This is a genomic window from Vibrio sp. TH_r3 (assembly GCF_033101115.1).
GTDB lineage: Bacteria > Pseudomonadota > Gammaproteobacteria > Enterobacterales > Vibrionaceae > Vibrio.
Genome location: NZ_JAWMPW010000022.1, coordinates 1 through 18,635 on the forward strand (window position 1 = coordinate 1; position 18,635 = coordinate 18,635).

Genomic DNA, 18,635 nt, shown 5'->3' on the forward strand with positions numbered 1-18,635 from the left:
ATCTCGAATGAGGTGGAAGAACTTTGCTCAAAACCGCTTCTTTTCTCTCTGGAGAATATAGATTCATTACAACCTAGGTTACCGCTCCCTGTCATAGTAATTAGATGAAAACTAGGGGTGACAACAAGTCTGACACAGGGGGACAGGAATAATTTTATGCTTCACTCCAAAAATAATTGAATATTTTTCAAATAGCCTTGCTTACCTAACTAAAAATAAGGTTATATAACTAAAATATAAATAGTCGGTTAAATTAAACCACCTCTATCATATGCACGTAATATATAACTGATAATATTAATATTTAGATACGACTTTCATTTCATTTTGTAATTCTTTTGATTGTTCTATGAAAAGAGGATCAGAACTGATCCTCTTGACGTCCTGCAAGGTGAGAAAATAGATTCTACCAAGACTAAAATGATGATGAGTAGCTAAACTTAATTTGCTGCTTCTATCGTTCCTTTGAAGGTCTCCGTTAAGAAATCATTAATCTCTTCGGAGTGATAAATAGACATAATTTTCTTGAACACTTCTTTATCTTTATCTTCTTCTCTTGCTGCGACTACCATCACCGCTAAAGGTGCGTCTTTTGGTTCTAGGTAGATGCCTTGTTTTTTAGGATCGAGGCCAGAAGACATCACATAGTTCATAGTAATAGCGGCAGCGTCTACATCGTCAAGTGTACGCGGTAATTGAGCCGCATCTACTTCAACAAATTCAAAGTTTTTTGGATTACTAGCTATATCATTCAAAGAAGCTTTAAAACCTACGTTTTCTTTTAAAGTTATCAACCCTGCACTTTCGAGCAATAATAAACCGCGACCACCATTCGTTGGATCGTTCGGAATTGCAATTCGTGCATTTTCAGGGATCTGGTCAAGGGCTTTGTATTTATTAGAGTAAACACCCATTCGCATTAAAATTGAACGGCCAATAGGGACTAAGTTACTGCTGTGATTATCATTAAAGTTATCTAGAAACGGTTGATGTTGATAGCTGTTAAGGTTAATGCTTCCATCACTAAGTGCTGCATTAGGAGTGATGTAGTCTGAGAACTCAACGACTTGAATGTTGATCCCTTGTTTTTCCGCTTCTTTAGCAACCGCCTCCACAACTTGTGCATGTGGGCCAACAGTCGCACCAATTTTGATAACCGACTCTTCTTTTTGCTCACATCCTACTACGCCGAGTACAAGTGCCAATGCCAACAGCGATGTTGTGATTTTTTTGTAGCTTTTCATGATAACTCCATTTTAAAATTAAAAGACGTTTAGATGTCCAGACAGCCATACTAGCGTCTAACACGATTTGGTCAATAGATTTGTGATATATAAGACTAAAAAGGTAAAATTATTTAAATAACCACTAAAAAACTGTCAAAAAATAGTTCTATTACCAAGACAGCGGGTCAACATCACTCTTCTTGATGGCTCGATAAATGAGTAAACATACCGTAGCTTGCTATCAACACCACAATGAAAACCTGAACAGAAGCGACGTAATTCTGGATAACGATAAAATGTTGCAGTGATGCTAAATTAGCTAACACGCTTAAGCAGACGTATTTGCTTTGCGAAATAACACCGTAAGAGCAAGCAGTATAACTGGCTGTAAAAATAGAAACCGCAGCAATTGATGCCCAAGTATCATCACCTAGAATATTAGCTATCAGAGCAACTAACACTAAAAACAGCAAGAAGAAGTGGACTATTTGGACAGTATTATATTGATGCAACATTGGGCTTATATGGCTTTTATTATTTTCAAGTAATCGCATCAATCCATAAATAGAAATTAGAAGCCAAAAGATATTAAATAGAAAAAATGTTATTGAATTGAGGCGATAAAAAGTAACTAACATGAAGATAGACCCTAAGATCGCCAAGAAATAACCATACGACTTATCGAGAGTTGGGATAGAAAAAGCGGATTGACTGCCTGTTAGCAATAATGTACCGATTAGACTATATAGATTTGAAATTATAACATCGACAGCCACTTACTGACCTCTTTCCTCTTAGCGTCCGTCGAGTTCAACGCTAATCTTTTAGCTCACTAGTTAATGCGATCCACTCTTCACTGTTTGGCCCCACCACACACTCACCGTTAAGCCGTATATTTAATCTCAATTTGCACCGCTTCGTTACATATTGAAAATCATCTTCAGGTAAGTGTCGTACTGAATCAACTAAAGCGATCCAATGCATTTCAGAGTGATCTGCGAGAGTGTAATAAACCCATTTACCTCGTTTTTCTTGTAAAAGTAACCCTGCTTTAAACAGCATTTTTAGGTTACGAGACACGTTATATTGGGTTTCTCCTGTCACATCCATTGCTTCGGCAACCGTAATTTTTTGGTCTACGTGAATAAGCAACCAAAACAACTTCAGTCGATGAGGCTCAGCTAAAGCTTTTAATGCATCAAGGTATTGGGCGTCCATCTATTTTCCTTTGTTCTTTTTCATACTCAGCAACATTATCACCATACCAATCAAAAATACCACGCTAGAATGCGTTGCATGAAAAATTAATTCTGCTTTGCTCGCCCCCGTAAACAGTGCATACCAAAAGAAAGGACAAAACACACCAAGCAAAGCAATATTCCGCCCTGTGCGCGTTTGTTCGGAAATATCACCGCCACTAAGTAAAATAGAAAACACGTTGAACATATGACTGTAAGCACACCATTTGGTTAAATTATTTATTGCCGTTCTCATTGTTAATTTTCCAAATCATTTGTAATGCTAAACAGTATACACAAAAAAAGACAATAAATACATAGTTGCACTTTTATGCATTCATTGCCTTTTTATCCAAATTAATTTTAAAGACTATAATCCCATCTCATCTTTTCCGAAGACTTGTTCAATACATGGTCACGTAGTGTGTCATTGGCTATATGATGTCCTAGTGATTGAGATACACCACGGAAACCTTCACAACGAACAGGGACGATGGTTTTACCAATTTCTGCCCCTTTTTCTTTGGCAACCGCTTCTATATCGTCACCGATAAGACCAACGGGACACTCAGATTGAACACTCAATCCTTTTGCTAGTGGAAATAGTGATTCAAGTTCATCAATGGCATTTGATAGTTTCTTATCTCCGCCAAAAACAATATCTCTTTCTTGGAAATCGGTAGTGATATTTAATGTAGCAAAGCTATCTACACCTGTTGTACCAGTGTAGTAGTTACGACGTCCAGCACGAGAATATTGGCCACAACCAACTGGCCCATGTGAGATATGCAACATATCTTTTACTGGTCCCCAAACCACACCTTTTGAGCCTGCATAAGCACAACCACGAACGGTCATGACACCAGGCAGTGTTTTGCGATTTGAAGTAATGCATTTGCTATCGGTATTGGTTGGATCATTCACGATCACGTGTTTCACACGTTTTTCTCGAGCGACCTCGGGATAGACTTCCAATACTTCATCAATCAATGCTTGTGCTTGTTCTTTATTCATCGACATTTCTGCCTCCAAAATTGGGTAAACGACAGTGAAAATATTCCGCTTAATACAAATTAAGCAGCAACTTCTTCTGCTGTTTTACCAATGATTGATTCATCTTCTTCATCTATAAGGCCGAATTCCATTAACAGTTCTTCTAACTCATCCATAGTGACTGGGTTTGGAACGACAAAGAACTCGTTTGAAATGATTTTTTTAGCAAGCGTACGGTATTCATCAGCTTGTTTGCACGTAGGATCATATTCAATCACAGTCATTCGACGAATTTCTGCACGTTGAACAATATTGTCACGTGGAACAAAGTGAATCATTTGTGTGCCAATTTTGTCAGCTAGAGCTTCAATAAGCTCATCTTCACGATCAGTGTTGCGTGAATTACAAATAAGACCGGCAAGACGAACTGTACCTGTCGCAGCGTATTTACAAATACTTTTAGAAATGTTGTTTGCAGCATACATTGCCATCATTTCGCCAGATACCACGATATAAATTTCTTGCGCTTTGTTTTCACGAATTGGCATCGCAAAACCACCACACACTACGTCCCCTAACACATCGTAAAATACGAAATCTAGGTCTTCTTCGTAGGCTCCTTCTTCTTCCAAGAAGTTAATAGCGGTAATTACACCTCGACCTGCACAACCAACACCTGGCTCTGGACCACCAGATTCAACACAACGCACATCGCCGTAACCTATTTTCAACACATCTTCTAATTCAATGTCTTCCACTGTTCCTGCTTCCGCTGCCATCTCCATGATGGTATTTTGTGCTTTTGAGTGAAGAATTAGTCGTGTTGAATCCGCTTTAGGATCGCAACCAATAATCATCACTTTTTTTCCAGCTTCTGCAAGTGCGGCTACCAAGTTTTGTGTAGTTGTTGATTTACCAATACCACCTTTACCATATATTGCACATTGACGAATTGTCATAATGGGTCCCTCCATAGGATAATTGAAAAAACAATTCATTATTCTATGTGCGAAAAATAAGCCAAGAGCGTAATTAAATTTAAGGCATTGATAAGTAAGCATTTAATTGATTTTATTATTAAAGGTAAGCAAACAAAAATTAAGACATTGTAAGGTTAAGAACATCTTTGTTCGTTAAATGTGGAAGGTTGTTCATTGAGTTATGTGTACTTAGTCCAAGATTTTAATACATAAAAGTTGATTCTAATGACACAAGAAGGCAAAGTAGCTGAAGAAATTTAAGTCCAATAAACTATTTTGAGGATAATAATGCATTCAGATGACATCATTAAGTTAGCGAATCTTGGCGTTAATATCGAAATTTCCAAAGACTCTTCATTACACCCTTCAGATGCTTTAGAAGTAGTCAAAATTATTGCTGAAATCGGTAGCCAAATCGTAATAAAAAAGAAATATCACACTGATTATCTTATCCAGATAGCTGAAGTTGGTCGAGATCATGTAACGATCGCAGTGTAAAGCAAGTGTTTACTTAAAACACGGCATAAATGCAGCATATTGAGTACAATACGCTGCATTTTTTCATTTGACACCAGATAATCATAATAAAAAAAGAGATCAGTTAACTGTTGAATAACACCGGTAAACCAGTTTGAATACAAACCTCATTGAGGTATTTCTGCGCTATCACAATGTTATCTTTCCACTTTTCATCTTGTGCCCACATTTCTATAACTAAAGGTACTACACACTGGGTATCTTTCAATGTCTCAAAAATAGCACAAAAATCTACCTCACCTTCCCCGATAGTCAGATCTCTAAACTGTCCTTTATATTCAGAAGTCACTCGATAAGTATCTTTAAGGTGAATTTGAGTAATGTGCGACTTACTCAAATTCAATTCAGTCGCAATATCGTAATTCCAGCCTGAAATATTTCCAACATCAGGGTAAGCAGTAAAGTATGGTGAACGAATCTCTCTATTGAGTATCTCAAATTTACTCAAAGAATTAAGGTAATCCGTATCCATTATTTCAACTGCCAACATAACACCTGATCGCTCAGCTAGTTGAGCCGATAATTTCATTCCTTCAATAAAACGTTTATGCGTCAACTTATCGGCAGGCTCGTAATACACATCATAACCAGCTAGTTGTATCGTCCTAATACCTAATTTATACGCTAATGAAATCGCTTTATTCATATGAATAACAGCTTGTTCACGAATATCAGGATCCGCAGACCCAAATGGAAACTTGCGATGAGCACTCAAACACATCGAATGCAATGGAACCCCATGTGTTTCGCAAAGACGACGTAATGCATAAACCTCATCGTCATGCCAATCTAAACGACTCCGGCGTTCATCTGATTCATCAACCGATATCTCAAGAAAATCAAATCCCAACTCTTTAGTGGTAACTAATTTTTCTTCCCAATTGAAATCGTTAGGCAGAGCTTTTTCATACAGACCAATTCGATGACGCACTAGATTTTGGTACATGCTGCCTCCTAATTCCAGTAACGAGTTATCTGCGCTTTTAAAGCTTCCGCTGTCTCTTTACCTTTCTCACCTGCAAGCGCACGACCTGCAATGAACGTCTTCGCTTTAATACCTTCAAATAGATATAGGTCTTCAGGTACAATACCGCCAGTAATTGATAGCTCCAAGCCCATTGCAGAAAGCTCACGCATTTTTACAAGATCTTCTTCTGTCCAACCAACTCCTGCTAATTCAGCGTCACGAGAGCGGTGATAAATCGCTTGAGAAATTCCCAAATCGACCCACGATTTTGCATCTCTCATCGTCCAGTTGCCGTATATTTCAATTTGAATTTCTCCTGAAAATTCATCAGCAACATTTTTACATGCACTTATCGTGGCAATATGCGCGGCAGCAGAAACTGTGATCCAGTCAGCACCTGCTTCAAATGCCATGCGAGCCAAGATGGCACCGCCGTCAGTGGTTTTCATATCACATACAAGAATATGATCAGGATGATTTTCACGTAATGTTGATACAGCAGTCATTCCTTCGGCAAAAGCCAAAATAGTTCCCACTTCAATAACATCGACAAAGCTCTCTACATTATTCGCAACTTCAATCGCTGAAGACAAGTTTGTTTGATCTAATGCAATTTGAATCATCGGTTGAGTCATAATATTATCCTTTAATTTTTTCACGTATTAGATGGGCAATACCATCATGGTTATTGTCTGTTGCACACACGGTTTGAACGTGTGACTTTACTATGCTGTCTGCATTAAGCATGGCTACACCAAATCCAGCATAACTAAGCATTGAAATATCGTTATGATTGTCGCCAATAGCAATAACGTCGGAAGCTTTATAGCCAAGTGATTTAACATATTCAGCAAGACGTGGCCCCTTACTGTTTCCTCTAGCTGCAAAATCAACTCTATTTGACCAAGAACGCTCACCGTTAAAATTCTCTTTAACCCAAGAATCTTGCATCAAGCTTTTCACGGAAGCTGAGGACCCTTCTACAACAAACTTCCAAACATGTTCTGCTTGTTCTGCTGTTTGAGTGAAAGAATCCACACGATAAATGTTGGGCTTATATTCCTCAGATGCCGAGTCTGCCCACCTCTCTAATGCCAGCATATAAGTAAATGGGTTGTAATTTGAATACGTCATAGCATCGGTTATATACATCACCATTTTCAATTTGAACTCTTGAGATTTCTCTATAAATCTCAATGCATTATGCTTTTCAATCGCATTTTGTTTAAGTACAGTTTCACTTTTATAATCATACATATAAGTACCGTTACAACAAATAATTGGTGTATCAAGACCTAGTTCATAGTAATAAGGACGAGCAGCTGTATGATGTCTACCGGTCACAATTATTACTCGACAATACTGCTTAATTTCTTGAATCGCTTTTTTTACTTGCGGATGAACAGTGTGATCATCAGTTAGAATTGTCCCATCAAGATCTAGCGCGAGCACTTTGTACATAAAGTAGCCTCTCAAATATTATTGTTATAATTTCACATCATGCTCAACGTTGGCCGTAATAGGCATTATCACCATGCTTGCGTAAATAATGTTTATTTGATAATTCAGGCTGAATCTTAATACCACTATTAAGAGCACGAGTAGACAATGCCATAGCAGATATTTCTTCTAACACCACAGCATTATGAACAGCATCATTTGCATTCTTTCCCCATGAGAATGGAGCGTGTCCTGCGACAATAACGCTAGGCACAGCCATCGGTTCAATACCCCGACGAGAAAATTCTTCAATGATCACTAATCCAGTATTTTTTTCGTATTCATCAGTAATTTCTGAGTTTGAAAGACGTCGAGTACAAGGAATATCACCATAGAAGTAATCCGCATGTGTTGTGCCAAGTGCAGGTATATCAATTCCCGCCTGCGCCCAAATTGTCGCGCTTCGTGAATGCGTATGAACCACTCCTCCTACAGCAGGAAACGCTTTATAAATCTCAATATGTGTTGCCGTGTCACTCGATGGATTCAACGTTCCTTCCAAAACGTTACCCTCTAAATCAATGACGACAATATCATTAACGGTCATATCACTATATTCAACACCGGATGGTTTGATCGCAATAACATCACGCTTACGGTCAATTTCAGACACATTGCCCCAAGTGAACGTAACTAAACCATATTTAGGAAGCTGAAGATTAGCTTCTAATACTCGTTGTTTTAACTCTGCATATTGAGGCAATACAATACACTCAGACATAATTCCTCCTTTTATGCTGCTTCTGCTTGCGCTAGTGCTGCATCAATTAAACAAGCAACATCTTCAGGTGTTTTACATGCTCGAAGCAAAGAAAAGTCTTCATCAAATTCAATTAAGTTCGCCACTTGCATCGTACCTTCTATGTGCTCTTCTGAATCTTTTCCTGACAGAGTAATGAACACATCTACAGGCTCATCAACACCTTCAAATTTGACAGGCTTATCTAATACAGTTAAAGCAAAGCCCGTTTTAATAACACCATCTTCAGGACGACAGTGGGGGAGTGCAAACGAATCATGAATACAAATGTAAGGTCCTTCTTCACCAATAGCCTTGATAATTGCATCATAATAACGAGCTTCTACCACACCAGCTCGCACTAATGCATTTGTACCTAGTTTAATAGCAGACTTCCAATCTGCGGCTGAAGCGTTCAGTAAAATTGAGTTATTTTGAATAAGAGATTCTTTTAAGTTCATAATTTTGCTCACGTATTATTTTTATTTGAGCTCGATGAGATAGAATCATCGAGCTTTATTTTTTCTCAGTTGGTTAATTCATCACTGATGAAAATTGTTTTTAATAATGGATACTAAATCATCACCAAACGTTTTAACCATAATCATGTTTTTAACAGCTAGCTGTTGTTTACCTTCTGGAAGTCCAGTAATTTTGGCCGCAAGAGCTACCGACGTCACAATGATATCGAATGAACCTAGGTGTGATTTGTAATCAGTAATAGCGCTGTTAAATGTGGTGCTGGGAATACCTTTTTTATCGAGATATTCTTTAATTTTTTTCGAACACATCATGGACGAACCTTGACCCGAACCACAACACACAAGTACTCGAACAGGATTTTGACTTCCAACATTACTGACTTTTGTAACTTTTGACCCTGACGTTGAAGGCTGCTGTTCAAGTGAGGATTTTTCCGTTGTAACTTCAATCTCAATACCTTCTGGAGTAACCGCTGTTATCGTCTCAAGTGCTTGTTCATCTTCTTCTGCTCTCAACTGTTTTGATGCGAAAAACATATACACACCTGCCAGTGCTATGAGAATAAAGAAAAACAAACTTGAGCTAGAAAGACCTTGCATGATTGGTGGGAACACTAGTGCCCAGTCAGCCATACCCATCCAACCATTAAATTCCGTACCAGATTGAGCAAAAATATGTATCGCCCATGCAGAGCCAACAACTTCAATAATGCCCATGACAAAACAGATTTTCATTACTGCTTTCCAACCACCAAAGTGATTGGCGAAAACACCTATTGTCGCATTTGAGAAAAACATTGGGATGAAGCCAGGAATAATCATAATAGGAGCATCAAAAGCCAACATAGCTAACACTGCGGTAAATTGGCCAACCGCTCCCCACATAAAGCCAAATACCATGGCATTTGGTGAATATGCATAAATTGCAGCACAATCTATTGCAAGGACTGCGTTTGGAATAAGGCGTTGCGATATACCATTGAAAGCTTCTGACAGTTCTGCTACGAACATACGTACACCCGTAACAATAACTTGAATCGCAACCGCAAATTTTAAACCTGTTTCAAAAATGTAGATTAACCAGTGTGTTTTACCAGCCATTTCTTGAAGGTTATTAAGACCGAATGAAAGAAGAATAATGCCAAAGAAAACCGTCATCACCAAAGTCGTAGCTGCAATACTGTCATGGAAAATGTGTAACCATTTGGGTAGTTTTATATGATCGACACTGTCATTCTTATCGCCAAGTTTAGGTGCTACTTTCGTTGCAATCCATGATGCAAATTGTTGTTGATGACCGATTGAGAAACCTGCCCCTCCTGTAACTTCTTGGGTAGGTTTGAACATAATATTTGAAGATATACCCCAATACAGTGCCATCAATACTGCTGAGTAAATTATGGTTTCCCACATACTTGTACCCAGCACAAAATAGAATACTGCAATCAGGCCAGCTTGTTGAAACATAATATGTCCAGTCAGCATTATAGTTCGAATACCAGTAATTCGACGAAACGCAACAAGAATAATATTAAGTCCTAGCGCCAATAATACTGCGTATCCAACCCAAGAGTAATTATCTCCCATGGTTTCCATGGTAGACATCATGGATGTATACGGGTCAATTACAGAACCAGTTAAACCATGAATTTCGCTCATTTTCTGGATGACAGGTTTAAAACCAGCAACTAAAGTACCTGCTCCTATTTGTACGATCATAAATCCAACAATCGTTTTAATAGAACCCGAGATTACAGTTGTTGCGTCACGCTTCAATAAAATGTAGCCCAAGCAGGTAACTAAACCGAGCAGTAAAGGTGCTTTAGTCATTACTTGGCTGTAAAAAATATAGAAGATATCGTATAAAAACGTCATATCTTTACCCCTAATATAGTTTGTAGTTTTGATCGTTCGTAGGTTTCAGTGATGTCTTACTTTGCTCACGGAACAGACTTTACCAATCAAAAGCAATCATTCAATGCTCACTTGTGACTACTTTGATTTATATCAATTAATAGTGCTTGTAATATCTCCAAATGAGCACTCGATCACACAAAAAATAATATTTACTTATAAATCAATACTTTAAATTAACAAAAGGCATAATTTTAATTTTTAAAGCAATTTTATTGACAATCAAACTCATGATTATTAAAATCAAAACAAATCACAAATAATCATTAAATTGTCATCATGACAAACCGAGTGATAAATATGAATGAAGTCCAAAGACATAACAGTATTTTGTCGTTGCTAGAAGAAAAACAGACAATTAATGTTTCTAATATTATTGAAAATTTCAACGTTTCACCTGCAACGGCGAGGCGCGACATATCTAAACTTGACGAACTAGGTAAACTAAGAAAAATCCGAAATGGAGCGGAACGTCTAGAAAATCAAAAGAGAAAGTGGTCGCCTCTCAATATAAACAGCACAGACTTTTATGAAGAAAAAGCCTTAATAGCTCAAACTGCAGCCAACCTCTGCGAACCAGGAGATAGCCTAGTCATCAACTGTGGTTCAACAGCCTTTTTACTTGGCCAACAATTATGTGGCGAGGATGTACAAATAGTAACAAACTACTTTCCTCTGGCTAACTACTTAATTAATGAGGACCATGATGATGTAATTATTATTGGTGGTCAGTACAACAAAGCACAAAATATCTTTTTAAATCCAGCACCTAATTCATTAGGTGGGTACGCAGGAAATTGGATGTTTACCTCAGGTAAAGGAATGACCGAAACAGGATTATATAAAGCGGATATGCTCACGGCAGTAACCGAACAACAAATGCTTGAACAAATAGATAAACTTGTTGTCGTCGTCGATAGCTCTAAAATTGGACAACGTACTGGCATGCTATTTTGTACTCCCAAACAAATAGACATCGTCATCACGGGTAAAGAGGCAGACCCCGACGTTGTCAAAAAAATTGAAGAACAAGGTACAAAAGTCATATTGGTATAAAAGTTAACCAACATCGATATAGAGGTTACTAAACTTCACCAATAATCAAAACATAACGCCGTGTCTTAGTTAAGAATAAGACGCTGGGTTCCCTACACCCTAAATAAACTCAGCATTAAGAAACTGAAGGTATAAATAAATGAGCAATGTAAATGAAATAACTCGTGAATCTTGGATCTTGAACACATTCCCTGAATGGGGAACTTGGTTAAATGAAGAAATAGAACAAACCGTTGTTCAACCCAATACGTTCTCAATGTGGTGGCTCGGCTGCACTGGTATTTGGCTTAAATCTGAAGGTGGTGCAAACCTTTCTATGGACTTCTGGTGTGGAACGGGCAAAAAAACACAAACTGTCCAAAAAATGAAAAACCAGCATCAAATGATGCGAATGGGAGGGGTAGAAGCACTACAACCTAACTTACGTACTGCTATTTTCCCACTAGACCCATTCGCTATCAAAGAGATCGATGCTGTAATGGCATCACACGATCATGGTGACCATATTGATATCAACGTTGCAGCTGCTGTATTACAGAACTGTGGAGAGCATGTAAAATTCATCGGTCCCAAAGCATGCGTAGAACTATGGATTAAATGGGGTGTACCAGAAGATCGTTGTGTGATCGCTAAAGTTGGTGATGAAATAACAATTAAAGATATAAACATAAAAGTTCTAGATGCTTTCGACCGTACTGCACTTGTAACTCTTCCAGAAGGAACTTCCTCTTTAGATAAAGAAATTTTAGACGGTATGGATGACCGTGCGGTAAACTATTTGGTCGAAACAACTGGTGGTTCTGTTTATCACTCTGGTGATTCTCACTACTCCAATTATTACGCAAAACACGGCAATGACCATCAAATCGATGTTGCATTGCTTTCGTATGGTGAAAACCCACGCGGTGTGACAGATAAAATGACATCTTCAGATATTTTACGTGCTGCTGAATCTTTAAATTGCGAAGTCGTTGTTCCATTTCACCATGATATCTGGGCTAACTTCCAAAATGATCCACGAGAAATTGAAATGCTGTGGAATATGAAAAAAGAACGACTTCAGTACGGATTCGCACCTTTCTTCTGGCAAGTAGGTGGCAGATATACTTACCCAACGGACAAAGGGCGTATGCACTATCAACACTTCCGTGGTTTTGCTGATATCTTTAAAAATGATCCTGAATTGCCATATCGAGCATTTTTATAATTACAAAAATCAAAATAAGGGAGTGAAAGCTCCCTTATTAACATAATACTTCTAGTCAAATTAAAATGCCGTTTACGCCACTATCTTTACACTGTAAATGCTTGTTGTTGGTCCGTTATACAAATGCTGACTAAACTCTGCTCAAACGTTTCATCTAGCGTATCAGAAATCAGTTCAATTCTACTTTCAGTACAATCATCCAATTCTATTTCTTTTAAGCCATCAGCAGTAAGATTGTAACCAAACACACCTTGTTGAGTAATAAAGACAGCTTTCATGCGCTCAACGTTTAACTCAACTAACAGTGTAATGAGTTTACGGCGATCAAACACCTTCTCTGGCGAAAATCGCCAACCTACACTTTTAAACCCTTCACCTTCGTTAATCGCTTTAATCATGCCACTTTCTGGCATTGGTGCTTCTGACGCTAATGGCTTGTTATGATGATGGTAGTGATGATTGACTGGGTTCTCATGAATACTGGTGTCGCCTTCAAACTCAGAAAACGGGATCACACCATGCTGTGCAAAAATCACACGAGTATTGGTTCGCCCCACTTCAGCAACATAGTTTTGTAATTTTTCTCTATCACCCTGTTGGTACAGATCGGTTTTATTTCCTACTACCGTATCTGCAATAGCAATCTGCTGATTGAACGTTTCGTGATTGGTATAACGAGGATCCGATAAATTACGGGCATCAACCAAAGTGATGTTATTTTTCAGTGACAACACTTGACGATAGTATTCGGTAGATAGCACTTGCAGCACTTCTTTCGGATGACCAAGCCCAGTAGGTTCAATTAAAAGTCGGTCTGGTTTTGCTTCAGACAGCAGTTGGTTGATGGCAATTTGCATTGGTAAGCCAGCAGCGCAACACATACAGCCGCCAGGAACTTCTCGGAAAAAAAGTGTCTTGTCGCCATTTTTTTGCCCTTGGAATAGGCTTCCATCAACGCCTATTTCACCAAATTCATTAACCAATACAGCCCAGCGTTCATTGTCTGGTTTATTCGCCATCAAATTCAAAATAGCCGTTGTTTTACCGACCCCAAGAAAACCAGTAATGATGTTAGTTGGAACCGCTAAAATAGGCTGATTATCAGAATTCATTGATTGTTCTCCTACGATAGTTTTGCCGACAACGATGTTCGACTAATCATGGCTACGAAACCAATTAAAGCCACTTTTGATACCTGTGGAAGATCACCATTAGGATTTGCTCTTAACATACTAATTTCTCTTAAATTAACGGAAAACTAAACCATGAACACTATTTCACAATGACGATCGCAAACGCTACTCAGTGCAGTCGTCACAAACACAGTTAATCTCTAATTGAGGACTAATAACAGTAAAACCTTCTTTTCTGGCATTAGATTGCAAACCAGTTATCATTGCAGGGTCGATAATTTGTTCACTGATTTTGTCGCATTTAGAACAAATAAGAAACTGCGCGGTACCATGGTCGTGTTCGCAAAGAATATGAGAACAAACAATGTATTTATTCGACACTTTAAGCTTGTGAACCAAGTGCTCACTCTCTAAAAAGTCTAATATACGATACACCGACATTGCTTGAATATTCTGGTTGAAATGTTGTTTACAGTACTCGACTAACTCATAAGCGGAAAGCGATTTATTAGCGTGTATCAATGCTTGTAAAACCAATTTACGCTTTGACGTCAACTGTTTACCACCAGCTTTACAACTTTTTTCTACATGTTGAATAATTGCGTCAATATCATTCATATGAACTACACCATATCTAATGTAAGTAACAATCGTCGTTCATTTAAATCGAGTTCAGGGGAACGATGTACTAATCCATTATCTTCATTGCCTTCCCAACCACTGCCTTTTAACAATGCAACATCACCTGGCGACATAGTGTTTATCGCACGCTCATTTTCGAATAATCCAGATAGGTGATCTGGCTGACCAAGGCCTCCTGCGCCTAATTTGCTTCGATTGATATTGTTACTATCTAGCCATTGAGTAGATGAGCCAGCATACGTTGTAACAAGACGACATGGCACATGATCAACATGAAATTTAGGGCACATTGGTCTGTCTAGAATGGTGAGTCTCAACCCTACTTTTGGCAAATCGAACAGACAACAGAACATATCAACTATGAGAGCAATATCCTCACTTAATGACGCCGCACAAGCATAATCAGATAACTTATCTCTTATCCACTGGGCGGTATTATCTGGCGTAACGGTTTCGACTAAAGCGAGTGACTTACCGCTATCAAGCATCTGTTGAATAGTACGTGTCATATCCGTTGGCAACGTACGTTGCAGTACCGAAATATTATGTTGTGCTTGATAAATACTGGTTAAAACAGTTGGATTGATACCGATAAACTTTGCTCTATGCTCAGAAGGCTTAGCCTTTATAGCCTGTGAACTAGAATCTATTAACACCTCCGTACCTGACGCATACTGTTTAGATTCAACTGTTAAATTTAATCCCATACTATCGCTCCCTAGTCAAAACAAACGTCCAATTCAACACGCATAACTTTTATTAGAAACCACACTCTGATTACATAAAGGTTAATTGCTATTATTTATTACCTAGTCCGGCCTAGCACTCGCCATGCGATACTTGAAACAACAAACAATCCCGCAGCTATACACACCATTGTTGGGCCTGTCGGTGTGTCGAACACAAAAGAAGTTCGCAAACCAATAACACTAGAACTACTGCCTATCACTGCGGCAAGAAGCACCATAATTTCGGGTGTGCGGCTAAAGGGTCGTGCGGTGGCCGCTGGAATAATAAGCATGGAAACAATGAGTAGTACGCCAACAACCTTTATTGCTACCGCCACGACTACCGCCAGTGCAATAGTAAGAATCATTTGTTCTTTCTTTGGAGAGAAACCACTGGCTAAAGCTAAATCTTTGTTTAAGGTGGTAAGTAACAATCCAGACCAACGGCGCATGATCAATCCAATAACCAGTAGCGTACCCGTCCAAATAACCAGTAAATCCATCTTACTAACGGCTAGAATATCGCCAAATAAGTACGCCATAAGATCCAAGCGAACTCCTGATAAGAACGAGACGGCAACCAGACCAATTGCTAAAGCAGAATGCGCCATTACACCTAATAATGTGTCCATCGCATAACCTCGGCCACTAAACGTCGCGACGGTAAGCGCCATTAATAGCGTGATGAATAACACTCCAGGAAAAATGGGCAGCGAAAAAGACAGAGATAATGCAACACCAAGCATTGACGCATGAGCAGTCGCATCGCCAAAATACGCCATACGACGCCACACAATAAAGCATCCCAAAGGCGCTGCCGCCAAAGTCACTCCAACGCCAGCCAAAGCAGCCCGCCAAAGAAAATCATCTAACATCTAAAACGCTCTCTTTGCTATTAACGGTTGCAGAAGCATTACTTGCTACAGAAACATTGTTAGGTACAGAAACATTGTTCGGTACAGAAGCATGGTGGTGATATATTCCTAAAACATCATCTTCGATACCAAATAACGCTCTATATTCTGATGACTTACTCACTTTCTCTGGCACACCTTCACAACAAATTTGACCATTCAAACAAATAACCCTATCGGTTCGACGCATTACCACATGCAAATCATGGCTGACCATAATGACAGCACATCCAGTTTCTTTACGAATAGCGTCTATCTGCTGATAAAACTCAGCCGTTCCGCGCTGATCTAAACCTTGAGTGGCTTCGTCTAATAACAACAACGACGGCTCTTCTAGTAAGGCACGTGCTAACAAAACACGCTGAAGTTGCCCCCCAGACAGCGACATTAGCTGCTGCTTTTCGACCGCAGGAACACCTGCTCTCTTTAATGCATTTAATATAACGTCTTTAGGGCGACGGATAGGAAGCGTTAAAAAACGATATACCGTCATAGGCAAGGTTTCATCAATATGTAAACGTTGCGGTACATACCCTATTTTTAAATCTTTATGGCGCTGAATATGGCCACTGACAGGAGAAATAGATCCAATCACAGTTTTTAATAACGTGGATTTACCTGAGCCATTTGGCCCAACAATCGTCACTATTTCACCTTGGCAAACCGACATGTTAATACGGTTCAATATAAGATGATTTCCAAACTTTACCGACAAAGCTTGTAATGAAATTAACATCTACTCTCGCTTAATTTTTTCGCTATAACTGGCTTATTTTAAACCAAAATTATTACTAGATACTCGATTGATGGATATGTTATAACATAACAATTACAATTACTACTGTTCATATTTGCTGTAAATAAGACACTATCAGGAGAAAATCATGCTCAAAAAAACGATTACTGGTGTTTTCGTTAGTTTGGCTTCAGCCTCACAAGTTTACGCCCAAGTACCACAGGTCGCCGTTGATATTGCACCACTACATTCACTCGTCACTCAAGTAATGGATGGTGTTGGAACACCTGATTTACTGATCCGTCCAGAATCTTCTCCGCATGAATACTCGTTGCGTCCTTCGGAAGCAAAAGCGCTATCGGAGGCAGATGTTGTTTTTTGGATTGGAGAAGGATTAACGCCTTGGTTGGAAAAACCTTTATCTAGTTTAGCTGGATCGGCAACTAAAATTGAGATGATGGAAAGCGATGGTGTTACGCTTTATGATTTCCGTGAAGGGGCGACATTCGAAGCACATGAACACCACGCTGAACACGAACAGGATGAGCACCATGAAGATCAGCACGATAAAGGTGAACATGAACATGATGAGGACCATGCTGAACATCACGATGAAAGTGAGCATGAACATCATGAAGAACATGCGGAGCACCATGATGAACACGAACATCATCACGAAGGCCACGATCCACATGTATGGTTAGACCCTCAAAACGCAATAGTTTGGGTAAAAACCATCGCAAACACATTAGCTGAAGCGGACAGTGAGCATGCAAACGCGTATAAAAATAACGCTAAACTAGCGATAAATCGCTTACAGCTTCTGAGCAATGATATTCAACAACAGGCAAAGTCGTTACAAGACATCAATTTCATTGTATTTCATGATGCTTATCAGTACTTCGAACAACGCTTCCAACTTCTAGCTTCTGGTGCAATTTCAATTTCTGATGCTTCTGACCCAAGCCCAGCTCGAATTTCAGAAATACGCGAAACAGTTAAAAAGTTAGGCGTGACATGTGTCTTTACTGAACCGCAATTTAACCCACAATTGGTTAAAACGGTTTTTGAAGATTCTACTGTAACAACTATCGGAACAATGGACCCGCTAGGTGCCAATATTGCAGTAGGTAAAGATCAATACAGTACCTTATTAATGGCTATGATCAATAGCCTTAAAGAGTGCCAATAGCCATTATTTACGATGAACTCTCTTTGTAAATGACAACCATTTAAAGAGAGTTCAGATTAGGGAAGAGTTTACAACCGCTCAATACTGGTTATGGCTGTTTTCTCGACAGATTAACAATACAGCGCTATCGCTGCTGCAACCGCTTGTTTGTGACGTGCAATCACATTATCAGCTCCTTCCTCAAGAAAGAGTCATTACGATTTTCCCTCAAATAATTACATGGCTTCCATCAGTCCTTCAATAATGTTGATATTATTCAATATACTGGGAGTAGTGATATGCAAGTGAATGATTGATTGATATAGCAGCAGCTTCCCAATAACTTGTCTATTGACGAGTAGCAACGAAATAGCGAACAACGGGAATATAAATTGTACTGTACAGGAAAGATTAAAAATGCTGATTTACTGAACCGTTAAACTCAAGCTCTAATTGAAATACTGCCACAGTA

21 protein-coding genes are annotated in these 18,635 nt (G+C 38.9%); 4 read left to right on the forward strand and 17 right to left on the reverse strand.

Going from position 1 to position 18,635, the window contains the following annotated elements:
- Positions 1 to 440: 440 nt before the first annotated feature.
- The 6 genes from R3X26_RS15180 to nifH form a co-directional block, all read right to left on the reverse strand.
- A complete protein-coding gene (locus tag R3X26_RS15180) occupies positions 441 to 1,244 on the reverse strand; it encodes a MetQ/NlpA family ABC transporter substrate-binding protein (protein WP_317718170.1) in 804 nt (267 codons plus the stop codon).
- Positions 1,245 to 1,417: 173 nt separating this feature from the next.
- On the reverse strand, positions 1,418 to 2,002 hold the full coding sequence (locus tag R3X26_RS15185) for a hypothetical protein (RefSeq protein ID WP_317718171.1): 585 nt from the start codon (positions 2,000 to 2,002) through the stop codon (positions 1,418 to 1,420).
- A 40-nt stretch (positions 2,003 to 2,042) separates the two neighbouring features.
- Positions 2,043 to 2,444, reverse strand: coding sequence for a metalloregulator ArsR/SmtB family transcription factor (locus R3X26_RS15190; protein ID WP_317718172.1), 402 nt, complete (start codon positions 2,442 to 2,444; stop codon positions 2,043 to 2,045).
- On the reverse strand, positions 2,445 to 2,720 hold the full coding sequence (locus R3X26_RS15195) for a hypothetical protein (protein WP_317718173.1): 276 nt from the start codon (positions 2,718 to 2,720) through the stop codon (positions 2,445 to 2,447).
- Positions 2,721 to 2,827: 107 nt separating this feature from the next.
- Entirely contained in the window at positions 2,828 to 3,484 is a 657-nt protein-coding gene (locus R3X26_RS15200) for a nitrogenase component 1 (protein WP_317718174.1), read from the reverse strand.
- A gap of 53 nt (positions 3,485 to 3,537) precedes the next feature.
- Entirely contained in the window at positions 3,538 to 4,416 is an 879-nt protein-coding gene (gene nifH, locus R3X26_RS15205) for a nitrogenase iron protein (protein WP_317718175.1), read from the reverse strand.
- A 309-nt stretch (positions 4,417 to 4,725) separates the two neighbouring features.
- Here nifH and R3X26_RS15210 point away from each other — a divergent pair, with 309 nt between their 5' ends.
- Positions 4,726 to 4,935, forward strand: coding sequence for a hypothetical protein (locus R3X26_RS15210; protein WP_317718176.1), 210 nt, complete (start codon positions 4,726 to 4,728; stop codon positions 4,933 to 4,935).
- Positions 4,936 to 5,038: 103 nt separating this feature from the next.
- Here the strand turns inward: R3X26_RS15210 and R3X26_RS15215 are convergent, their stop codons facing one another.
- The 6 genes from R3X26_RS15215 to R3X26_RS15240 form a co-directional block, all read right to left on the reverse strand.
- On the reverse strand, positions 5,039 to 5,920 hold the full coding sequence (locus R3X26_RS15215) for an L-ribulose-5-phosphate 3-epimerase (protein WP_317718177.1): 882 nt from the start codon (positions 5,918 to 5,920) through the stop codon (positions 5,039 to 5,041).
- Positions 5,921 to 5,928: 8 nt separating this feature from the next.
- Entirely contained in the window at positions 5,929 to 6,576 is a 648-nt protein-coding gene (locus R3X26_RS15220) for a 3-keto-L-gulonate-6-phosphate decarboxylase UlaD (protein ID WP_317718178.1), read from the reverse strand.
- Between the two features lie 4 nt (positions 6,577 to 6,580).
- The gene (locus R3X26_RS15225) at positions 6,581 to 7,402 is read right to left on the reverse strand and encodes a Cof-type HAD-IIB family hydrolase (RefSeq protein ID WP_317718179.1); all 822 of its coding nucleotides are present in this window, start codon (positions 7,400 to 7,402) and stop codon (positions 6,581 to 6,583) included.
- A gap of 43 nt (positions 7,403 to 7,445) precedes the next feature.
- Positions 7,446 to 8,162 carry an L-ribulose-5-phosphate 4-epimerase gene (locus R3X26_RS15230; protein WP_317718180.1) on the reverse strand — a complete coding sequence of 239 codons (717 nt, stop codon included), beginning with the start codon at positions 8,160 to 8,162 and terminating at the stop codon, positions 7,446 to 7,448.
- A gap of 11 nt (positions 8,163 to 8,173) precedes the next feature.
- Positions 8,174 to 8,641, reverse strand: a complete 468-nt coding sequence (locus tag R3X26_RS15235; protein WP_317718181.1) for a PTS sugar transporter subunit IIA — start codon at positions 8,639 to 8,641, stop codon at positions 8,174 to 8,176.
- 81 nt (positions 8,642 to 8,722) lie between these two features.
- Positions 8,723 to 10,537, reverse strand: coding sequence for a PTS ascorbate-specific subunit IIBC (locus tag R3X26_RS15240; protein ID WP_317718182.1), 1,815 nt, complete (start codon positions 10,535 to 10,537; stop codon positions 8,723 to 8,725).
- 339 nt (positions 10,538 to 10,876) lie between these two features.
- Here R3X26_RS15240 and ulaR point away from each other — a divergent pair, with 339 nt between their 5' ends.
- Positions 10,877 to 11,632, forward strand: coding sequence for an HTH-type transcriptional regulator UlaR (ulaR, locus tag R3X26_RS15245; RefSeq protein ID WP_317718183.1), 756 nt, complete (start codon positions 10,877 to 10,879; stop codon positions 11,630 to 11,632).
- Positions 11,633 to 11,771: 139 nt separating this feature from the next.
- On the forward strand, positions 11,772 to 12,839 hold the full coding sequence (ulaG, locus tag R3X26_RS15250) for an L-ascorbate 6-phosphate lactonase (RefSeq protein WP_317718184.1): 1,068 nt from the start codon (positions 11,772 to 11,774) through the stop codon (positions 12,837 to 12,839).
- Between the two features lie 86 nt (positions 12,840 to 12,925).
- Here the strand turns inward: ulaG and R3X26_RS15255 are convergent, their stop codons facing one another.
- The 5 genes from R3X26_RS15255 to R3X26_RS15275 all read right to left on the reverse strand — a co-directional run bounded on the left by R3X26_RS15255 (position 12,926) and on the right by R3X26_RS15275 (position 16,992).
- Entirely contained in the window at positions 12,926 to 13,951 is a 1,026-nt protein-coding gene (locus R3X26_RS15255; protein ID WP_317718185.1) for a GTP-binding protein, read from the reverse strand.
- Between the two features lie 186 nt (positions 13,952 to 14,137).
- A complete protein-coding gene (locus tag R3X26_RS15260) occupies positions 14,138 to 14,590 on the reverse strand; it encodes a Fur family transcriptional regulator (protein WP_317718186.1) in 453 nt (150 codons plus the stop codon).
- Between the two features lie 5 nt (positions 14,591 to 14,595).
- Positions 14,596 to 15,321 carry a DUF1826 domain-containing protein gene (locus R3X26_RS15265; RefSeq protein WP_317718187.1) on the reverse strand — a complete coding sequence of 242 codons (726 nt, stop codon included), beginning with the start codon at positions 15,319 to 15,321 and terminating at the stop codon, positions 14,596 to 14,598.
- Positions 15,322 to 15,419: 98 nt separating this feature from the next.
- Complete coding sequence (locus R3X26_RS15270) at positions 15,420 to 16,217, reverse strand: metal ABC transporter permease (protein WP_317718189.1); 798 nt, start codon at positions 16,215 to 16,217, stop codon at positions 15,420 to 15,422.
- Positions 16,207 to 16,992 (reverse strand): ATP-binding cassette domain-containing protein, encoded by a 786-nt coding sequence (locus R3X26_RS15275; protein ID WP_317718190.1) that lies wholly within the window; start codon positions 16,990 to 16,992, stop codon positions 16,207 to 16,209. The genes R3X26_RS15270 and R3X26_RS15275 overlap by 11 nt, the downstream gene beginning before the upstream one ends.
- A 148-nt stretch (positions 16,993 to 17,140) precedes the next feature.
- Between R3X26_RS15275 and R3X26_RS15280 the strand changes: the two genes are divergently transcribed.
- On the forward strand, positions 17,141 to 18,184 hold the full coding sequence (locus tag R3X26_RS15280) for a zinc ABC transporter substrate-binding protein (RefSeq protein ID WP_317718191.1): 1,044 nt from the start codon (positions 17,141 to 17,143) through the stop codon (positions 18,182 to 18,184).
- Positions 18,185 to 18,635 lie beyond the last annotated feature (451 nt).

Excerpts from the sequence above, each read along its gene's own strand:
- R3X26_RS15180 (WP_317718170.1), bottom strand. The coding sequence starts at position 1,244 with ATGAAAAGCTACAAAAAAATCACAACATCGCTGTTGGCATTGGCACTT.
- R3X26_RS15190 (WP_317718172.1), bottom strand. The coding sequence starts at position 2,444 with ATGGACGCCCAATACCTTGATGCATTAAAAGCTTTAGCTGAGCCTCAT.
- R3X26_RS15195 (WP_317718173.1), bottom strand. The coding sequence starts at position 2,720 with ATGAGAACGGCAATAAATAATTTAACCAAATGGTGTGCTTACAGTCAT.
- R3X26_RS15200 (WP_317718174.1), bottom strand. The coding sequence starts at position 3,484 with ATGTCGATGAATAAAGAACAAGCACAAGCATTGATTGATGAAGTATTG.
- nifH (WP_317718175.1), bottom strand. The coding sequence starts at position 4,416 with ATGACAATTCGTCAATGTGCAATATATGGTAAAGGTGGTATTGGTAAA.
- R3X26_RS15210 (WP_317718176.1), top strand. The coding sequence starts at position 4,726 with ATGCATTCAGATGACATCATTAAGTTAGCGAATCTTGGCGTTAATATC.
- R3X26_RS15215 (WP_317718177.1), bottom strand. The coding sequence starts at position 5,920 with ATGTACCAAAATCTAGTGCGTCATCGAATTGGTCTGTATGAAAAAGCT.
- R3X26_RS15220 (WP_317718178.1), bottom strand. The coding sequence starts at position 6,576 with ATGACTCAACCGATGATTCAAATTGCATTAGATCAAACAAACTTGTCT.
- R3X26_RS15225 (WP_317718179.1), bottom strand. The coding sequence starts at position 7,402 with ATGTACAAAGTGCTCGCGCTAGATCTTGATGGGACAATTCTAACTGAT.
- R3X26_RS15230 (WP_317718180.1), bottom strand. The coding sequence starts at position 8,162 with ATGTCTGAGTGTATTGTATTGCCTCAATATGCAGAGTTAAAACAACGA.
- R3X26_RS15235 (WP_317718181.1), bottom strand. The coding sequence starts at position 8,641 with ATGAACTTAAAAGAATCTCTTATTCAAAATAACTCAATTTTACTGAAC.
- R3X26_RS15240 (WP_317718182.1), bottom strand. The coding sequence starts at position 10,537 with ATGACGTTTTTATACGATATCTTCTATATTTTTTACAGCCAAGTAATG.
- ulaR (WP_317718183.1), top strand. The coding sequence starts at position 10,877 with ATGAATGAAGTCCAAAGACATAACAGTATTTTGTCGTTGCTAGAAGAA.
- ulaG (WP_317718184.1), top strand. The coding sequence starts at position 11,772 with ATGAGCAATGTAAATGAAATAACTCGTGAATCTTGGATCTTGAACACA.
- R3X26_RS15255 (WP_317718185.1), bottom strand. The coding sequence starts at position 13,951 with ATGAATTCTGATAATCAGCCTATTTTAGCGGTTCCAACTAACATCATT.
- R3X26_RS15260 (WP_317718186.1), bottom strand. The coding sequence starts at position 14,590 with ATGAATGATATTGACGCAATTATTCAACATGTAGAAAAAAGTTGTAAA.
- R3X26_RS15265 (WP_317718187.1), bottom strand. The coding sequence starts at position 15,321 with ATGGGATTAAATTTAACAGTTGAATCTAAACAGTATGCGTCAGGTACG.
- R3X26_RS15270 (WP_317718189.1), bottom strand. The coding sequence starts at position 16,217 with ATGTTAGATGATTTTCTTTGGCGGGCTGCTTTGGCTGGCGTTGGAGTG.
- R3X26_RS15275 (WP_317718190.1), bottom strand. The coding sequence starts at position 16,992 with ATGTTAATTTCATTACAAGCTTTGTCGGTAAAGTTTGGAAATCATCTT.
- R3X26_RS15280 (WP_317718191.1), top strand. The coding sequence starts at position 17,141 with ATGCTCAAAAAAACGATTACTGGTGTTTTCGTTAGTTTGGCTTCAGCC.